Annotated in this window: 14 protein-coding genes and 1 pseudogene; 5 read left to right on the top strand and 10 right to left on the bottom strand. The window is 74.2% G+C overall.

The window, feature by feature from the left end; genetic code table 11:
* Positions 1-22: 22 nt before the first annotated feature.
* The 3 genes from ACZ7LK_RS13830 to ACZ7LK_RS13820 all read right to left on the bottom strand — a co-directional run bounded on the left by ACZ7LK_RS13830 (position 23) and on the right by ACZ7LK_RS13820 (position 3,664).
* Complete coding sequence (locus ACZ7LK_RS13830; RefSeq protein WP_471140501.1) at positions 23-1,441, bottom strand: chloride channel protein; 1,419 nt, start codon at positions 1,439-1,441, stop codon at positions 23-25.
* Positions 1,442-1,529: 88 nt separating this feature from the next.
* A complete protein-coding gene (locus ACZ7LK_RS13825) occupies positions 1,530-1,961 on the bottom strand; it encodes a hypothetical protein (protein WP_392277393.1) in 432 nt (143 codons plus the stop codon).
* Between the two features lie 77 nt (positions 1,962-2,038).
* Positions 2,039-3,664 (bottom strand): alkaline phosphatase D family protein, encoded by a 1,626-nt coding sequence (locus ACZ7LK_RS13820; RefSeq protein WP_471140497.1) that lies wholly within the window; start codon positions 3,662-3,664, stop codon positions 2,039-2,041.
* 123 nt (positions 3,665-3,787) lie between these two features.
* On the opposite strand from ACZ7LK_RS13820, the gene ACZ7LK_RS13815 reads away from it, so the two are divergent.
* Both ACZ7LK_RS13815 and ACZ7LK_RS13810 read left to right on the top strand, forming a co-directional pair.
* On the top strand, positions 3,788-4,753 hold the full coding sequence (locus ACZ7LK_RS13815; protein WP_392277395.1) for a pirin family protein: 966 nt from the start codon (positions 3,788-3,790) through the stop codon (positions 4,751-4,753).
* 29 nt (positions 4,754-4,782) lie between these two features.
* Positions 4,783-5,178 carry a CbtA family protein gene (locus ACZ7LK_RS13810; protein ID WP_471140495.1) on the top strand — a complete coding sequence of 132 codons (396 nt, stop codon included), beginning with the start codon at positions 4,783-4,785 and terminating at the stop codon, positions 5,176-5,178.
* Positions 5,179-5,254: 76 nt separating this feature from the next.
* On the opposite strand, the gene ACZ7LK_RS13805 is transcribed toward ACZ7LK_RS13810, so the two are convergent.
* Positions 5,255-6,592 (bottom strand): MFS transporter, encoded by a 1,338-nt coding sequence (locus tag ACZ7LK_RS13805; RefSeq protein ID WP_392277396.1) that lies wholly within the window; start codon positions 6,590-6,592, stop codon positions 5,255-5,257.
* A 132-nt stretch (positions 6,593-6,724) separates the two neighbouring features.
* Here ACZ7LK_RS13805 and ACZ7LK_RS13800 point away from each other — a divergent pair, with 132 nt between their 5' ends.
* Both ACZ7LK_RS13800 and ACZ7LK_RS13795 read left to right on the top strand, forming a co-directional pair.
* Positions 6,725-7,087, top strand: coding sequence for an ArsR/SmtB family transcription factor (locus tag ACZ7LK_RS13800; RefSeq protein ID WP_392277397.1), 363 nt, complete (start codon positions 6,725-6,727; stop codon positions 7,085-7,087).
* 322 nt (positions 7,088-7,409) lie between these two features.
* A pseudogene (locus tag ACZ7LK_RS13795) lies at positions 7,410-7,526 on the top strand (pirin family protein); the annotation flags it as partial.
* Between the two features lie 10 nt (positions 7,527-7,536).
* Here the strand turns inward: ACZ7LK_RS13795 and ACZ7LK_RS13790 are convergent.
* The 3 genes from ACZ7LK_RS13790 to ACZ7LK_RS13780 all read right to left on the bottom strand — a co-directional run bounded on the left by ACZ7LK_RS13790 (position 7,537) and on the right by ACZ7LK_RS13780 (position 12,243).
* Entirely contained in the window at positions 7,537-9,450 is a 1,914-nt protein-coding gene (locus tag ACZ7LK_RS13790) for a flavin monoamine oxidase family protein (RefSeq protein ID WP_392277398.1), read from the bottom strand.
* A gap of 147 nt (positions 9,451-9,597) precedes the next feature.
* Positions 9,598-11,505, bottom strand: coding sequence for a CASTOR/POLLUX-related putative ion channel (locus ACZ7LK_RS13785; protein ID WP_471140491.1), 1,908 nt, complete (start codon positions 11,503-11,505; stop codon positions 9,598-9,600).
* Between the two features lie 240 nt (positions 11,506-11,745).
* Complete coding sequence (locus tag ACZ7LK_RS13780) at positions 11,746-12,243, bottom strand: MarR family transcriptional regulator (protein ID WP_469461855.1); 498 nt, start codon at positions 12,241-12,243, stop codon at positions 11,746-11,748.
* A gap of 103 nt (positions 12,244-12,346) precedes the next feature.
* Here ACZ7LK_RS13780 and ACZ7LK_RS13775 point away from each other — a divergent pair, with 103 nt between their 5' ends.
* Positions 12,347-12,805 carry an HGxxPAAW family protein gene (locus tag ACZ7LK_RS13775; protein ID WP_469461857.1) on the top strand — a complete coding sequence of 153 codons (459 nt, stop codon included), beginning with the start codon at positions 12,347-12,349 and terminating at the stop codon, positions 12,803-12,805.
* An 18-nt stretch (positions 12,806-12,823) separates the two neighbouring features.
* Here the strand turns inward: ACZ7LK_RS13775 and ACZ7LK_RS13770 are convergent, their stop codons facing one another.
* The 3 genes from ACZ7LK_RS13770 to ACZ7LK_RS13760 all read right to left on the bottom strand — a co-directional run bounded on the left by ACZ7LK_RS13770 (position 12,824) and on the right by ACZ7LK_RS13760 (position 16,199).
* Entirely contained in the window at positions 12,824-14,761 is a 1,938-nt protein-coding gene (locus tag ACZ7LK_RS13770; protein ID WP_471140487.1) for an ABC transporter permease, read from the bottom strand.
* Positions 14,762-14,914: 153 nt separating this feature from the next.
* Positions 14,915-15,721 carry a molybdate ABC transporter substrate-binding protein gene (modA, locus tag ACZ7LK_RS13765; RefSeq protein WP_471140484.1) on the bottom strand — a complete coding sequence of 269 codons (807 nt, stop codon included), beginning with the start codon at positions 15,719-15,721 and terminating at the stop codon, positions 14,915-14,917.
* An 88-nt stretch (positions 15,722-15,809) separates the two neighbouring features.
* Positions 15,810-16,199, bottom strand: a complete 390-nt coding sequence (locus ACZ7LK_RS13760; protein WP_392277404.1) for a TOBE domain-containing protein — start codon at positions 16,197-16,199, stop codon at positions 15,810-15,812.
* Positions 16,200-16,258 lie beyond the last annotated feature (59 nt).

Here is a 16,258-nt window from a genome sequence, read left to right as displayed (position 1 = left end):
CCCCGGCCCCCGCCGGCCCGGATCACGCACGGACCGGGCCGGCGGGGCCGCCACCGCCCGTGCCGTCCCGGTCCGCCGGCCGCCCGCCCGCGCCGTCCGCGTCCCCCGGCTGCCCGCCCGCGTCGTCGTCGCGGTGCTCCACCAGCCGCGCCGTGAGATAGCCGATCACCGCGCAGACCACGATGAGCGGCGTCTGGTCGCTGCCGTCCCGTCCGAGCAGCAGGACCGCCAGGACGGCACTCGCCAGCGGCAGCCGTGTCACCACCGCCGTGGCCGTCGCCACCCCGGCCGCCAGCGCCGGAGCCGTACCGAGCCCCGGCAGCCCGGCGCACGCCAGCCCGCCCGCCGCGCCGATGAGCACGGCGGGGAAGATGGGCCCGCCCCGCATGCTGCCCAGACACACGCTCCAGGCCAGGGTCTTGCAGAGCACGAGCACCAGGAGGGCGCGGACGGACCAGGCGTGCGGGTCCGCCGCCAGGGTGCCGAGCGTCGCCTGGCCCGACAGCGCCGCCTCCTCCGGCGAGCGCCCGGTGAGCAGCGCGTACGCCGTGAGGCAGCCGCCCACCGCCACGGCACACGCCACCGTCCGCACCGCGGTGTGCCGGGCGGTCCAGTCCGCGGTGCGGCGCCCGAGCCGATGTCCCGCCGAGAGGACCACGGTGATCACCAGCGCCAGGGGAACGCCCCACAGGAAGTCGCCCGCGTCCGGGTTCGCGGCCGGCGGCACTTCCGGCAGCGACAGGCCCCCTGTGCCGAGCCCCGTCCATCGGCCGAAACCGGTGAAGACCAGGGCCCCGGCGGCACTGGCCAGCAGGCACGGCAGCAGCAGGGCGACGAGCCGCGGCCCGGCGAGGGCCGCGGCTTCGACGACGAGGACGGCCGCCACCAGCGGGCCGCCCAGGATCGTGGAGATCGCGGCGGTCGAGCCGGCCGTGCCCAGCACCATCGCGGTCCTCGGGTCCGCCTTCCGCCGCGCGGGTCGCAGTGCCAGCAGCGCGAGCCCGCTGCCGAGCGCCATCAACGGGGCCTCCGGACCCAGGACCACCCCGAGGGGCAGTGTCGCCAGGGTCGCGAACACCACCCCCGGCACCGCAGCCGGTCCGCTGGGGCTCCTGGCCAGGCCCCGGACCGCCAGGTGCCCACCGCGCCCCGGGACGCGGGTGACGACCGGGACCAGCAGCAGCCCGGCCAGCAGCAGCGCCGGCAGCGGCCACCACCAGGGCGGCTCGGCGAACCCGGCCGCCCGGGGCAGGTCCTGCCACACGGCCTGCTGGAGCCGGTGCTGGAGGGCCGTGAAGAAGAAACAGGCCAGCGCGACCGGCACGCCCATGAGGACCGAGAGCAGCAGCAGCCGGGCGTAGGCCCGGCCGGCCGGTGCCTCCTCGGCCGGCCCGGGCACCCCCGGTGTCGTACCGGGCCGGTCCGCGCTCGACGGGCTCACAGCCCTTCCCCCACGGCCGGCACCGTGGGCCGCACCACGGCCGGTGGCGCGGCCGCCGCCGCGAGGGGCACCACGGCCGCCTCCGCGGTCAGCACTTCACGGACGCCTGCGAGGCGGCGACGGCCCGGTCCAGCGCCTCCAGGTGCGGCCGGATCCGCGCGGCGGCCTGGGCGCCCGTGGCCCCGCCGGGCACGTCGTCGACGGCCCGGCTGACCCGGTCGTACGCGGCCGAGACCGGCCCCGCCCGCGCCCTGCGCACGTTCCGCGCGCTCTGCGCCACCAGGTCCAGGTCGTGGGCCACGTCCTCCCGGAGGTCGCGCAACTCGTCGCGGCCCCGCGACCTGGCGCCGAGCCCGGCCATCTTCCCCGCGTCCATCCGCAACGCCCCCAGGTCCTCGCAGAACGTGTCGATCGCGGCCCTCGTCCTCTCCCTCGGCGACGGGGCTCCGGCGGAGCACCCGGCCAGGCAGAGCGGAGCCACCACCAGGACAACGGCCATCCGGCAGGTGAGGTCTCCCATGGCCCCATGCAATGCCGGGCGCGGCCGGTGTGCCCGTGGGTGGCGCCGAACGGGTGAACCGCACCTCGCCACCCGCCTCAGGCGCTGTGCAGACCGGGCGCGCCGGTACCGGTGGTGAAGGACGCGGCCGTACTGAGCGTCCCGCCCGTCCGCGAGATGGTGGAGACCGTCCTGAAGGCGATGTCGGCGGCCGTCTGGCCGAGCTTGACGACGGTGTAGCCCCGGCGCCCGTCGTAGAACTTCATGTGCGGGTTGGCCTGGGTGAGGCTGAGCCAGTTGCCGGGCTTGGCCGCGCCGTCCCGGCCGCTGGTGACGGAGGTCGTGGCGATCTCGGTGCCGACCACGCGGGACGCCGGGTTGTCGAAGTCCGCCTTGAGGTCGAACCCGTAGGCGACGTGCGCGTCGCCGGACAGGACCATCAGGTTGTCCAGCCCGGCGGCGGTCGCACCGTCCAGGAGGCGCTTGCGGGAGGCCGGGTAGCCGTCCCAGGCGTCCATGGACACCTTGTAGTCCGCCGTGTTCGTGCTGCGCCGCCGGGCGAACGTGACCTGCTGGGGGACGACGTTCCACACCACGTCGGACGCCTTCCACCCGTCCAGCAGCCAGCGCTCCTGCTCCGCGCCGGTCATGGTGCGCGCGGGATCCTGCGATTCGGGCCCCGGGGCCTGCCAGCCGTCGCCCTGGGCCTGGTTGGAGCGGTACTGGCGGGTGTCGAGGATATCGAACTGCGCCAGGCGCCCGAACGACAGCCGCCGGTACAGCTTCATGTCGGGGCCGCTCGGCTGCTGCGGGGTGCGCAGCGGCTGGTTCTCCCAGTAGGCGCGGTACGCGGCGGCCCGGCGCAGCAGGAACTCCTCGGGGGGCACGCCGTTCTCGGGGGTCGCCCCGGCGTAGTTGTTCTCCGTCTCGTGGTCGTCCCAGGTGACGACGAACGGGTGGGCGGCGTGCGCGGCCTGGAGGTCGGCGTCGCTCTTGTAGAGGGCGTAGCGCAGCCGGTAGTCCTGGAGGGTGACGGTCTCCTGGTTGAAGTGGGCCGGGAGCTTCCGGTCGGTGTAGCCGCGGTGGCCGCCCGCCTGGTCGACCCCGTACTCGTAGATGTAGTCGCCCAGGTGCACCACCATGTCCACGTCCTCGCGGGCCACATGGCGGTACGCCGTGTAGTAGCCGTCGAAGTAGGCGGCGCACGCGACCGCGGCGAAGGTCAGGGAGGACACCCAGAAGGCGGTCGGCGACGGGGCGGTACGGGCCCGGCCCACCGGGCTGATCCAGGTGCCCGCCCGGAAGCGGTAGTAGTAGGGACGGTCCGCGTCGAGCCCCGGCACCTCGACGTGGACGCTGTGGGCGTACTCCGGGTGGGCCGTGGCGGTCCCCCGCTTGATGACGGCGTAGAACTGCTCGTCGTACGCGATCTCCCACTGCACCTCCACCCGCTGCGCCGGCAGACCGCCGTCGGCCTCGAAGGGGCTCGGCGCCAGCCGTGTCCACAGCGTGACCGAGTCCGGCAGCGGGTCGCCGGAGGCCACCCCCAGGGTGAACGGGTACGTGCTGATCTTCCGGGCGTCCAGCGCGGCCGGGGCCGCCGCACCGGCGGTGGGGAGGTGCGTGGTGAACGCCAGGGCGGCCGCGGCACCGGCCACGGTGAGGAAGCGACGGCGCCCCAGGCGCCGGGCGGCGGCGCGGAGCTCGGGCATGTGAGTGTCCATATGGCACGTCATATGCCCGCTTTATGTCGCTTGTTGCCCCGGCATACGGGTGGTGTGCCGCACCAGGGACCGGGTCTGACGAACCCTCACACCGCTCGCCCGGTCACCGCTACGTTGTGCGGTATGAGCAACCTTGATCGTCAGGCCGTGCCCTCCGTGTGCGGCGGCCGGGGGTTCGTCGTCGCGGAGCCGGTGCGCGAGCTCCTCGCCCCCCGGCGCGTACAGCTCGGTGAATCCACCGAGGTGCGCCGCCTGCTGCCCAACCTGGGCCGCCGCATGATCGGCGCCTGGGCCTTCGTCGACCACTACGGGCCCGACGACATCGCGGACGAGCCCGGCATGCAGGTGCCGCCCCACCCGCACATGGGCCTCCAGACCGTGAGCTGGCTCCACCAGGGCGAGGTCCTGCACCGGGACAGCACCGGAAGCCTCCAGACGGTACGCCCGCGCGAGCTGGGCCTGATGACCTCCGGCCGGGCCATCTCCCACTCCGAGGAGAGCCCCCGCCCGCACTCCCGCCACCTCCACGGCGCCCAGCTCTGGGTGGCCCTGCCCGACGCCCACCGCCACGTGGAGCCCCACTTCCAGCACCACGCCGACCTCCCGCGGGTCACCGCCCCGGGCCTGACGGCCACCGTCATCCTCGGCGAACTCGACGGCGCGCTCTCCCCGGGCACCACCTACACCCCCCTGATCGGTGCCGACCTCGCCCTGACCGGCGGCACGGAAACGAGCCTGCCGCTCGACCCGGACTTCGAGTACGCGGTCCTGTCCATGTCCGGCGAGGCCCACGTCGACGGCGTCCCGGTCCTCCCCGGCTCCATGCTCTACCTCGGCTGCGGCCGCACCTCCCTCCCCCTCCGCGCCGTGTCGGACGCGGGCCTGATGCTCCTGGGCGGCGAGCCGTTCGAAGAGGAGATCGTCATGTGGTGGAACTTCGTGGGCCGCTCCCACGAGGAGATCGAACAGGCCCGCGAGGACTGGATGACCACCACCCGCTTCGGCGAGGTCCACGGCTACGCGGGCGGCCGCCTGCCCGCCCCCGAACTTCCGCCGGTGGCGCTGAAGCCTCGGGGAAGGGTGCGCTGACCTGGGGTGATGCGTTACAGCTGGACCCGATGCCGACTTCGCTGATGGGTCGTCAGGGCGGTGAGCGGCATGGTCTCGCTGTTCCCGGCGGAGTCGCGGCCGTAGTCGGTGAGGCGTCAGTTCGCGAGCCGTACGTTCCAGCGCCCGCCGTGGGCGGTGAGCGAGACCATCACGTGATCGTGCGGACCTTGCTGGTGCGTGGAATGATCGCCGGCGTACTGGCCGGACGGCTCGCGTTCGGCCTCGCCTCCGTCATCGGTGAACCGCCGGTGGATGCCGCCATCGCCGTGGGGCAACTGGAACGCCGCGGTGGCGGCGAGTGCCGCCTTCGCGGCGGTCGTCGGGCTCGCCCTGGCGCTGCTGCCCGCCCCGGGTGCCAAGGCAAGGGCGGTGCCGTGTCCGAAGCGGCGGCGGCGGTCCACTGATCCGGTTCCGGTCCGTCGGGGGCGCGCCCGACGGACCGGAAGCCACTGCCCGGGGGCGGCGGCGCGGGCGGCGCGGTCAATGTGCGGGAGCGTGGAGTGGGTCGGCGACGAGGTCGTGGCTGTGCCTCCAGCCGCCCGGTACGGGCACCGCATCCGTCACATGGGGATGGCCGGCATCCAGCCCGGTGTGCACATGGACGGCCCGCTCCATGTCGTGTGCGGGCCACACGCGCATCGCCACCGCCCCGGCCGCACCCGCGGTCACTCCCAGTGCGATGACGGCCGACTGGAGCCCGGCCGTCGCGCCGAGCCAGCCCGCGAGCGGATACGCCAGCAGCCAGCAGGCGTGCGACAGGGAGAACTGCGCGGCGAACAGCTCGGTGCGGTCGGCGGGCCGGGACGAGCGGCGGAGCAGCCGGCCGGCCGGGGTGAGCACCATCGAGGACGCCGCACCGAACGACGCCCAGGCCACCAGCAGTGCGGGCCAGCGCCAGTCACCTGTCCTCGCGGCGGTGAGCGCGGCGAGACCGGCGAAGACCAGAGCGATCAGCAGTGCGCCGCGCAGCATGACGGCACGGTCGGAGACCCGGTCGAGCACCCGTGGCAATACCAGGGCGACGGCCATGGAACCGGCGCCGTAAGCGCCGAGCGCCAGGGCGACGTCTCCGGCGGAGCGGCCCAGGTGATCGCGTACGTACACGACAGTGTTGACGAGGACGACCGCGCCGGCCGCCGCCACCGCCAAGTCCAGCGCCAGCAGGGCGCGCAGTCGCCGGACGGCGAAGAACAGCCGGGCGCCGGCGGTCGCCCTCGTACAGAGCCCGCCCTCACGCGGCGATACGGCGGCCTGCGGCAGCACGGCGGAGACCACCAGCGCGGCGGAACCAAGGAAACCGATCACGGTGCCGGTGAACAGCCAGTTGTACGTCATCACCGACAGCAGAGCGGCGGCGAGAGCGGGGCTGGCCAGGCTCTCCAGGTCGTAGGCGAGCCGGGACAGGGACAACGCCCGGGTGTAGTCGCGCTCATCGGGCAGCACGTCGGGGATGGCCGCCTGGAAGACGGGCATGAAGGCGGCGGATGCGGCCTGGAGGACGAGGATGAGGACGTATACCTGCCACACCTGATCGATGAACGGCAGCATGAGAGCGGCACCGGCTCTGATCAGGTCGGCGCCCACCAGCAAGGCGCGTCGGGGGAGCCGGCCGGCCACCGCGCCGACGGCCGGGGCGATCAGGACGTACGCCACCATCTTGATCGCGAGGGCGGTGCCCAGCACCGAGCCGGCGTCCGCGCCCGCGATGTCGTACGCGAGCAGCCCCAGGGCGACGGTGGTCAGCCCCGTGCCCACGAGGGCGATGGCCTGTGCCGCGAAGAGGCGGCGGTATGTGCGGTGGCGCAGTACCAGAAGCATGCGGCGGTCCCCCTTGCCACGACGGCTCGGCCGACGACCTCGATTGTAGGTTCATGTGCGCATCTGCGCACATGACGATTCGGCCACGCCCGTAGCGGCGGAAAACCGGCGATCGGGCTCTACGCTGTGTGCATGGCCGTCCGCGAATCCCTCCCAACTGCGCCCGGTGCGCATCTGCGCGCGCCGGACGGCGCCCGTCTCGCCGAGGCGACCGAGGTGTTCGCCATGCTGGCCGATCCGACGCGGCTGCATCTGCTGTGGCTCCTCGCGCAGGAGGAGGAGTCGGATGTCACCTCGCTCGCCGAGCGCTGCGCGGCATCGCGAACGGCGGTGAGCCAGCACCTGGCCAAGCTTCGCCTTGCGGGGCTCGTCGAGACGCGCCGGGAAGGGCGGCACGTGTTCTACAGCCTGCGTGACGGACATCTGCGCCGTCTCGTCCTGGAGGCCCTCAGCCACGCCGACCACCGCGTCAGCGGCGCGGCGCCGCACGACTGAGTACGCGCTGAGACCGCATCACGGCGCCGGACCATGGTGCGGCCGCGGTGCGCCGGTTGCACGGGTCGGGCCGACTGTGCTCCGGCCGCGGACACCTGGGTCACCGTGACAGGTGTATGGCGCCCGATGGGCCCTCCGGGATCGGAGGAGGCCAGGCCGGCCCTCGACGCGACGGCCCTCACCGAGATCCCGCCGCCGACCGATCCCTACGACGACACGCCCCCTGCCGCCGCTGACGGGCCACTCGCCTCCGCCCCCGGAAACCGACGCTGCTGGGACATGCCGTACCGCTGCCGGGCCCGTCTGCCGGCGGTCCATGATGGCCCGCTCCGACTGGATGACCACCACCCGATTCGGCGAGGTCCACGGCTACGCGGGCGGCCGTCCGCCCGCCCCCGGACTCGCGCCGGTGGCGCTGAAGCCTCGGGGGCGGGTGCGCCGAGCCTGGGTCAGGCGCTGCCGTGGACCTCCAGGGCGGCCCGGACGGCCGACTCCAGCGCCCCCTCGATCCAGGCGGGCTTGAGGGAGGTGTGGCAGCCGGCGAAGTGCAACGGGCCCTCGGGCGTGCCCATGTGGGGGAAGAGCTCGGTGTGCTGACCGGGCAGGAGGACGGACGCCTCTCCGTACGCGTACGGGTCGCGCTGCCAGCTCTGGGTGCGGCCCACTCCGGTGAAGAACACCTCGAGCCGCTGCCCGTACACCTCCTGCATGCCGCGCAGGGCGAGCGCGTACCGGGCCTCGTCGTCGAAGGCGTCCCAGCGCCGGGCGTCGTCCGCCCAGCTGTACGAGGCGAGGACGACGCCCCCCTCGCAGCCCGGCACGGGGTGGGAGGGGTTGAACATGAAGCGGTTCGGGTTGTCGGTCACGCACCCGCCGCCCGTGACCCGCGCCGCCTCGGGCTGATCGCGGGAGGACCACACGTGCGCCGCGTAAGTGGCGCGCTGGTTCTCGGACAGGTGACCGCGCGGCACCGAGGGGTGGGCGCCGAGCAGCCGGCCGTCCGCCGGGACGCGGCCCCGGCGGTAGGCGTCGTACAGGCCCGGTTCGACGGCGTCCAGTTCGCGCCGCCAGTCGTCCTCGCCGTACTCCCACCAGCGGCGGCTGAATTCGAGCAGCACCTTGGTGGCGCTGTCGTAGTGGGTCTCGGTGATCGCCCTGCGCTTCTCGTACGAGAGGGAGGGCGTGAACCGTACGTGCCGCAGACCGGAGAACGGGATGGTGACGACGGCCGTGTCGCCCGTGAAGCGCTCGTTGACGACCTTGCCGTCGCGGCCCTCGGAGACGGTGTCGACGCTGACGCCCGAGCGCCGGCCGCCGGTCTCGACGCGGGTCACGCGCCGGTCGAAGCGGACCTCGTCCCGCACCTGCTCCAGCAGTGCGTCCGCGAGTACGGCGGTGCCTCCGGCGAGCTCGTAGAAGGCGGTGCCGGGGCTGATGAGGGACGCGCCCATGAAACTGTGCATGAACGACAGCGGCAGCCGGGACGTCATGTTCTCCAGCGTGCCGATCAGGTCGATGGTGCGCGTGTCCAGCCGGGCGTGCTCCGTCAGGAAGCGGTACATCGACCAGTCGCCGAAGCGCCGCACCACGCGGGCCCAGCCCTCGAGGCGCTCCGGCAGCGGCTTGTCGGCCCGGGTCCCGTCGGGGCGGCGCACGCTGAACTCGTCGCGGACGGGGTCCAGGGCCCGCCGGACGATCTCCGCCGCGGGAACGTTCTCGTACGCCGCCGGAACACCGAAGGAGCGGTTGACCGCCCGGGGGTCCCTGGCGTAGTCGGCGCGACGGACGCTGATGCCGTTGACCCGGATCCAGGTGCGGTACGCGGGCTTGCCGTCCGCGCCGACGTCGACGTAGTGGAAGGGCCGCCGTTCGATCCCCAGCCGGTCGATCAGCCCGATGACCAGGGGGTGGCTGCCCGGAATGCGCATGGCACCCGCCTCGGCGTACTGCTGGGGGTCGGCGAACGCCTGGCGCGCCTTCTCGTGGCCGCCGGTGCGGAAGGTCTTGATGCGGCCACCCGCCCGGTTGCCGTTGGCCTCGATCACGGTGACGCGGTGGCCGGCCCGCTTGAGCAGGGCGGCGGCGACCATCCCGGCCGGTCCGGCACCGAGGACCAGAACGTCCTTGGCGGCCCCGCGGCCCCTGGGCAGTCCGCCGCCGAGGAGGATCCGCTCGTAGCGCGGGACCAGGGGCCGGCCCTTGTCGTCGAGGACGAGCAGCGCCCGGGCGACGGCGAGGCAGGTGTCCCGGTCCGCCGTGGAGTAGGGCGCGGCGGGGAGCGGCGCGGCGGTGGCCGGTCGCGAGGCCGCGTACGACACGGGCACGGCGGCGGCGACAGCGGCGGAGCCCGAGAGCGAAGCCATCTGACGTCTGGTCAGTCCTGAGTTGTCCATGATCGCAAGAACGGGCCCGCCGTCCTTCCGGACACCGCCCCGTTCCTCCCATCATCCGAAGGGGTGCTCCGGACCGCCGCGCCGTGTCCCGGCGGCCCCGGGCGGAGGGCGCCGGGTTCAGCCTTCCGCCACCACGATCACGCGGTCCCCGGCCGTGAACCGCACCGAATCGCGTTTGTCGGGGTTGATCCGCACGCCGTGGCGGGGGGACGTCGCGGCCTCGGCGTGCAGGCGGTAGCCGATGGCGCATTCATGACGGCGGCGGGCGGATTCGACGACGGTGGCGAAGCTGACCTCGCGGTCGGCCAGGACGTAGTCCGTGGCGGGCTTGAGGTGGATCTCACTGCCGTCGGCGGTGAACAGCTCGTCGAAGAGGGCGGCCAGGTGCCGGTTCTCCGAGATCTGCGCCATCAGCAGGCTGATCAGGCGGCCGCTGACGATGAAGTCGGCGCCCCGCCGCACGGGGGCCAGCAGCCGGTTGCGGTCGTCGGTCAGCTCGGTGATGACGGACAGTTCCCTCCCGGCGGACTCCTCGACGGCCCGCAGGTGGAGCAGGGTGACCAGCGTCCGGTCGTCCGGCTCCGTGTCCCCGTCCGAAGGGTGGCTCTCGTCCCCGATGACCATCACGCTGTCGTACACGGGCAGGTCCAGCTTGGCCAGGGTCCGCCGCTCGGTGGTGTCGCCGCCGTGGAACCCCACCACCAGACGGCGGGGCCCCTCGCCGGGGATGCCCGTCGCGCGCAGCTCCTCGGTGTCGCCCTGGGCCACGACGTCGAGGGTGGAGTCCGGCCCGGCGTACTGGTCGAGTTGCTCGATGATCAGAGGGGCGCGCCGGTTCCAGCCGAGGAGCAGCAGGCGCTCGGCGGCCGGCACGGAGGGCCGTGCGGTGACGATCGCCTCCTCGTCGACCGGTACCGGGGCGTCGACCGGTACGGCGGTGTCGTCGTCCTCGGTGATGACGACGAGCCGGTCGCCCTCGCCGATCCGGGTGCCGGGGTGCGGGTTGACGGCCATGGCGCCGTCGGCACGGACGACGCCCACCACGGAGGAGGTGGCGAAGGCGCCCACTGCCTCGCCGAACGTGCGGCCGGCCGGCGGGGGCGCCGGCACGACGTAGAACTCGTCTCCCGCGAAGTCCAGCAGTTCCTCGTAGACCAGGGACAGGCCCGGCTGGCGCGAGGTCTGCACCAGCAGCCGGGCGACGATGTCGTCGATGCTGAGGACGTGTCCGCTCGGGCCCGCCGCCAGCACGGCCGCCGGATGGTGCCGGCGGTCCCGTACGGCCGCGACCACGACGCGGTCGCCCGTGGGGGCGCCGGCGGCGTCGAGGGCGAGGAGCGTCTTCACGACGCGGGAGTCGCCGTGCCGCCCCTCCGGCGGCAGCACCAGCACGGCCTTCGCCGTTCCGGGGCTCACCCGCGCCAGGGCCGTCGGATCGGTGGGGGAACCGCTGCGGCAGACGACCCGGGTGGTCAGGGTGTCGCCGACCCGGCCGGCGATCTCGGCGTCCATGCCGACCTTGTCCTCCTCGGCCAGGACGGCGACGGCCGCCCGGCGCCGGTTGGCGTTGGCCGCCACCAGCTCGCCGACGACCGGGAAGACCTGGTCCGACCAGCCGAGCAGCACGGTGTGCCGCTCCTCCACGACGACCGACCGTCCCAGGCGTAACGCCAGAAGGCGCTCGCCGAGGCCCGTGGTGATCAGGCTGACCAGCGCGGAGACGAACAGCAGGGCCACCAGCGCCAGGAGGACGGACATCAGCACGTACAGCGGCGGCCCGACCTCACCGCCCACCTTCAGCGTGCGGCCCACGCTCGACCACACCGCCGCCACGCGCCCGGACGCGGTCGTCGGTGCGTGGCCGTCCGCCCAGACGAGCACCACGCTCGCCGGGACGACGACCGCGAGGCACACCAGCGTGAGCCAGCCGATGAGCACCGGGGTGCCCCGGGCCATGAGGTTGTCGAACCCGTACCGGAGCCGGGACCGGGAACCGAACCAGGAACCGAACGACCGCCGTGCCATACGAGACCCCCATCAGCTTGCCGGCACAGCAGTGTGGCGGCAGGCGCGTCCGGGGCGCCGGGCGTTCGCCACGCCCTTCACCCGTAGGTGGCAGCGTGGGCCCCGTCGCGGTGAGGCGGTGAGGCGGTGCGCGGGCGCGGTGCCGCCCGGCAGTGCCCGGCCGTTATGCCCGGGCGCCGTGCCCGGCCACCATGCCCGGGCCCGGGCGCGCGGGTGCCACGACGCGCCGGGGACGGCCCGTCAGCCGTTCCCGCCCTTCCCGACCTCCCGGACCTCCCGGAGCGACGCGCGCATGATGTCGGTCGCGCGGGTGAGCCAGTCGGACAGCACCGCGATCTCCTCGGGGGAGTAGTCGGCGAACAGCTCGGCGATCCGGCGGTGGTTGCCCTCGTAGACCTCGTACACCCGCGCCGCCGCGGACACGTCGGCGACGACCCGCACCCGCCGGCGGTCGCCGGGGTCGTGCCGGCGATGGGCGTAGCCGGCGCGTTCCAGCCGGTTGATGACGCCGGTGATCGCCCCGGTCGTCAGGTTGGCCCGCTGGGCCAGGTCACCGGCGCTGATCGGTTCCCCCGCACCCTCCGCCTCCAGCACGAACCCCAGGCAGGTGAGGTCGGTGACGTTCAGCCCGAGCCGCTGCGCGACGTCGTGCTGGGCGACGATGCCCAGCGCGACCAGGTGATCCATCTGGGCGTGCGCCTGCTGCGCCGTGGCAGGGGGGCGTCGCTTGCCATCCACCGGAAATTTCCCTTAGTCTCTAAGTAACTTAGCTCGCGAGATAAATATCTCTCGTGGAGAGCGTATCGCCGGGGATCGGTCCGGCCGTCGGGAAGGCAAGGTCATGAGCGCACACGGAGACGTCGATCTCGGTCACACCCTGGCCGGCTGGACCGGCACCCTGATCGGCCTCGCCGGTCTCTGCGTGACGGGGTCGGCCGTCGTCGCCGTGTCGCTCCCGCTCGCCCTGACGGGCCTCGGCGTCCTCGGCGCCGCCGCCGTGGTGACCTGGGTGCTGCACCTCGCCGGGTGGGGCAAGCCGAGCGGGCCGCGCCCCGAGGGCGAGTGGCCTTGGCGGGTGCGGGACGCCGCCGCACGGCACGGCCACGCCGACTGCCTCGGGTGCCGCATGGCGGGCCGGCGCCCCGAGCGCGCCGGCATCCGCGTCCGGACGGACGGCCCGGAGCCCGCGACGACCCCGGCTCCCCAGGGCCCGGTGACCCCGGCTCCCCGGACTCCGGTGAGCCCGGCGGCCCCCATCCCGGCGTCCGCGACCCCGGCCCCGGCTGCCGCCTCCCGCTGACGGGCGGGGGGCGTCCGGTCAGAGGGGTACGACCGTCACCTCGGTGGCCTTGACGCTGGTCCACACGGACGCCCCCTCGGCGAGGCCGAGTTCGGCGGCCGCCCGGGGGGTGATCTCGGCGACGAGGTCGGGCGCCGTCGCGGAGGTGATCAGCATCCGCAGCCGGCTGCCGCTGCCGGTGATCTCGCGTACGGTGCCGGGCCAGACGTTACGCGGGCTGCCGGCGGGCTTGTCGCGGTGGACGGCCACCGCCTCCGGCGCGACGATCGCGAGCGCCGGGGTGCCGGCGGGCGGCGGTTCGGCCGCGATCAGGGTGCCGCCGCCGGCGAGCGCGAGGCCGTCCGGGGTGGCGGTGCCGGGCCAGGCGTTGCGGCCGAGCATCCGGGCCACCCAGGGGGACCGGGGGTGGCGGGTGACCTCGGCGGGCGCGGCGTCCTGGACGGCGCGCCCTTCGTCCAGCACGAGCACGCGGTCGGCGAGGGAGACGGCCTCGACCGGGTCATGGGTGACGATGAGGCACACGCCGCCGAAACCGGAGAGGTGGGTGCGCAGGGTGTGCCGGACGTGGGCGCGAGTGGTCTGGTCGAGCGCGGCGAGCGGTTCGTCGAGGACGAGGAGCCGGGGCCGGGCGGCCAGGGCACGGGCCAGGGCGACCCGGCCGGCCTGCCCGCCGGACAACTGGCCGGGCCTGCGGTGTGCGAGGTGGCCGACCCCCAGGCGGTCGAGCCAGCCCTGGGCCTCGCGCCGGGCCTCGGCCCGCGGCACGCCCTGGGCCCGCAGCCCGTACGCGGTGTTGGCGAGTGCGCTCATGTGCGGGAAGAGCGCGCCGTCCTGGGGTACCCAGGAGACCCGCCTCCGGTGCGGGGGCAGCGCGGTGACGTCGGTGTCCCCGAGGGTGAGGTCGGCGTGGGCCCGTTGGGTGAGCCCGAGGAGGGCGCGGAGCAGGGTGGTCTTGCCGGCGCCGTTGGGTCCGACGACGGCGATCGTGGTGCCGGGGCCGGCGTCGAGGGTGAGCCGGGTGAAGCCGGTGACCCGGGCGCGCATCGACCAGCGCCCGCCGGGCGCGGCCGGCGGCGAGGCGGCGTCGGGTGCCGGCTCGGGTGCCACGGGTTCCGCGCCGGACGCCGGCGCGGCGCGGCGCACCCGGTCGGCGGGGGCGCCCGACCACCGGCCGCGCAGGGCGACCAGTACGGCCAGCGCGACGGCCACCAGCAGGAGCGAGACCGAGGTGGCGGCCTCCGGCGCGTCCTGGAGCAGCAGGTACACCTGGAGCGGCAGGGTCTGGGTGGCGCCCGGCAGGTTGCCCGCGAAGGTGATGGTGGCGCCGAACTCGCCGAGCGCGCGCGCCCACGTGAGGGCCGCCCCGGCGACGACCCCGGGAGCCACCATGGGCAGCGTGACGGTGCGGAACACCCGTACCGGTGAGGCGCCGAGGGAGGCCGCCGTCTCCTCGTAGCGGGGGCGCAGGCCGCCGAGCGCGCCCTCCAGGCTGATGACGAGGAACGGCATGGCGACGAAGGTCGCGGCGAGGACGGCGCCGGAGGTGTGGAAGGGCAGCGTGATCCCGAAGGTGCCCTCCAGCCAGGGCCCGAGCAGTCCGCGCCGGCCGAAGGCGAGGAGCAGGGCGACCCCGCCCACCGTCGGCGGCAGCACCATGGGCAGCAGCACCAGCGAGCGGACGAACGCCTTGCCGGGGAACTCCACCCGGGCGAGCAGCCAGGCCAGCGGGACCCCGAGCAGCAGCGACAGCCCGAGCGCCCAGAAGGAGACCACGAGCGACAGCTTCAGCGCCTCGACGGTGCCGGGCGAGCCGAGGTGGCCGGCGAGCCCGCCCCACCGGGTGCGGGCGAGGATGCCCACCAGAGGGAGGGCCAGGAACGCCACGGCCAGCAGCGCGGGCAGCGCCAGCGCGAGGGGTGGACGGAGGCCGGGCGTGCGTACGCCTGCTCGTTTCATGAGGGTTCCCGCATACGTGAGGCGTGAGGGGGGGAGCGTGAGGGGTGGAGCGCGTGGGGGTGGGGCGCGTGAGGGGTGGGGCGTGAGGCGGAGGGGCTGTCCGTTCCCCCCTCGGTACGGACAGCCCCCCGGCGGTCCGGCGATCCGCAGCCGTTACGGCTTCTGGAAGCCGGCGTCCTGGAGGATCTTCCGGCCTTCCGGCGAGGACAGCCAGGTCACGAACGCCGCGGCCGCCCCGGCGTTCCTGGAGCCCTTCAGGGTGGCGGCCGGGTACCGGGCCACCGCGTTCTGCGCGTCGGGGATCTCGACGGCGTCGACCTTGTCCGCGGCGCTCGCCGCGTCGGTCCGGTAGACCAGGCCCGCGTCGGCCTCGCCGAGTTCGACCTTGCTCAGTACGGCGCGCACGCTGGGTTCCTGGGAGACCGGCTTCACCGGGATCCCCTGTGCGTCGAGGATTTTCCGGCTGTACTTGCCGGCCGGGACCTCGGGCGCGGCGAGCACCACCTTCAGCCGGGTGCCGGCGAGGTCCTTCAGTTCGTCGACCTTGTGCGGGTTGCCTTCCCCGGTGGCGATGACGAGCCGGTTCGTCGCGATGACCGTCGGGGTGCCGGTGTCGGCCTTCACCTTGTCCATGCTCGTGGTGTCGGCGGTGACCAGGGCGTCGGCGGGGGAGCCCTGGGAGACCTGGGCGACCAGCTCCTGGGAGCCGGCGAACGAGAAGGTGATCTCCGTGCCGGGGTGGGCCTTCTCGTAGACGGCGCCCGCGGTCGTGAACACGTCGGTGAGGGACGCGGCGGCCAGCACGGTGAGGTGCGCCGCGGGGGCGCCGCCCGCGGAGCCGGGAGCCGTCGGCCCACCGGTGTCCTCGGTGCCGTCGGCGCCGCAGGCGGCCAGCGGGACGAGGAGAGCCGCGGTGAGGGCGGCAGCGGCGGTACGACGCCCGGTGAACGCGGGGGACATGGGGTTTGTGCTCCTTGGGACGAACGGAAGGTGCGGAGGAGCGGCCGGTCGCGCCGACGGCCGAGGTGATTCCCGGTACCGCTGAGGCTCAGGTGCGGTCGATGTGCACGCTGGTCGACTTCACGCGGGCGGTGGCCCGCATGCCGACTTCCAGTCCCAGTTCCTCCACGGCCTCGCGGGTGAGGAGGGACACCAGCCGGTGCGGTCCGGCCTGGATGGTGACCTGGGCCGCGACGTCGCCGAGCTTGATGGCCGTGACGATCCCCGGGAACGAGTTGCGCGCCGAGGTGTACGACACGTCCTCGTCGTCGCCCTGCGCGATCTCCACGGAGAACTCGGCCAGCGACTTCCCGTCGATGACCCGCCGACCGCTCTCGTCGCGGTGGGTCGCCATCCGGCCGGCGTCGGCCCAGCGCCGCGCGGTGTCGGGGCTGACGCCCAGCAGACGCGCGGCCTGTCCGATGGTGTAGGACTGCATGTGCGACACCGTAGGGCGGATCGGCTCTCATCTGCAAGAAAATCGTGGGACCCTCCATC

This window comes from Streptomyces sp. NPDC039423 (assembly GCF_055598725.1).
This window is presented reverse-complemented; position numbering and strand designations above follow the sequence as displayed.

What these genes read in the sequence shown, in the direction of transcription:
- ACZ7LK_RS13825 (WP_392277393.1), bottom strand. Translation starts at nt 1,961, where the DNA reads ATGGGAGACCTCACCTGCCGGATGGCCGTTGTCCTGGTGGTGGCTCCG.
- ACZ7LK_RS13810 (WP_471140495.1), top strand. Translation starts at nt 4,783, where the DNA reads ATGCCGACTTCGCTGATGGGTCGTCAGGGCGGTGAGCGGCATGGTCTC.
- ACZ7LK_RS13820 (WP_471140497.1), bottom strand. Translation starts at nt 3,664, where the DNA reads ATGGACACTCACATGCCCGAGCTCCGCGCCGCCGCCCGGCGCCTGGGG.
- ACZ7LK_RS13775 (WP_469461857.1), top strand. Translation starts at nt 12,347, where the DNA reads ATGAGCGCACACGGAGACGTCGATCTCGGTCACACCCTGGCCGGCTGG.
- ACZ7LK_RS13815 (WP_392277395.1), top strand. Translation starts at nt 3,788, where the DNA reads ATGAGCAACCTTGATCGTCAGGCCGTGCCCTCCGTGTGCGGCGGCCGG.
- ACZ7LK_RS13770 (WP_471140487.1), bottom strand. Translation starts at nt 14,761, where the DNA reads ATGAAACGAGCAGGCGTACGCACGCCCGGCCTCCGTCCACCCCTCGCG.
- ACZ7LK_RS13800 (WP_392277397.1), top strand. Translation starts at nt 6,725, where the DNA reads ATGGCCGTCCGCGAATCCCTCCCAACTGCGCCCGGTGCGCATCTGCGC.
- ACZ7LK_RS13785 (WP_471140491.1), bottom strand. Translation starts at nt 11,505, where the DNA reads ATGGCACGGCGGTCGTTCGGTTCCTGGTTCGGTTCCCGGTCCCGGCTC.
- ACZ7LK_RS13790 (WP_392277398.1), bottom strand. Translation starts at nt 9,450, where the DNA reads ATGGCTTCGCTCTCGGGCTCCGCCGCTGTCGCCGCCGCCGTGCCCGTG.
- ACZ7LK_RS13805 (WP_392277396.1), bottom strand. Translation starts at nt 6,592, where the DNA reads ATGCTTCTGGTACTGCGCCACCGCACATACCGCCGCCTCTTCGCGGCA.
- ACZ7LK_RS13760 (WP_392277404.1), bottom strand. Translation starts at nt 16,199, where the DNA reads ATGCAGTCCTACACCATCGGACAGGCCGCGCGTCTGCTGGGCGTCAGC.
- modA (WP_471140484.1), bottom strand. Translation starts at nt 15,721, where the DNA reads ATGTCCCCCGCGTTCACCGGGCGTCGTACCGCCGCTGCCGCCCTCACC.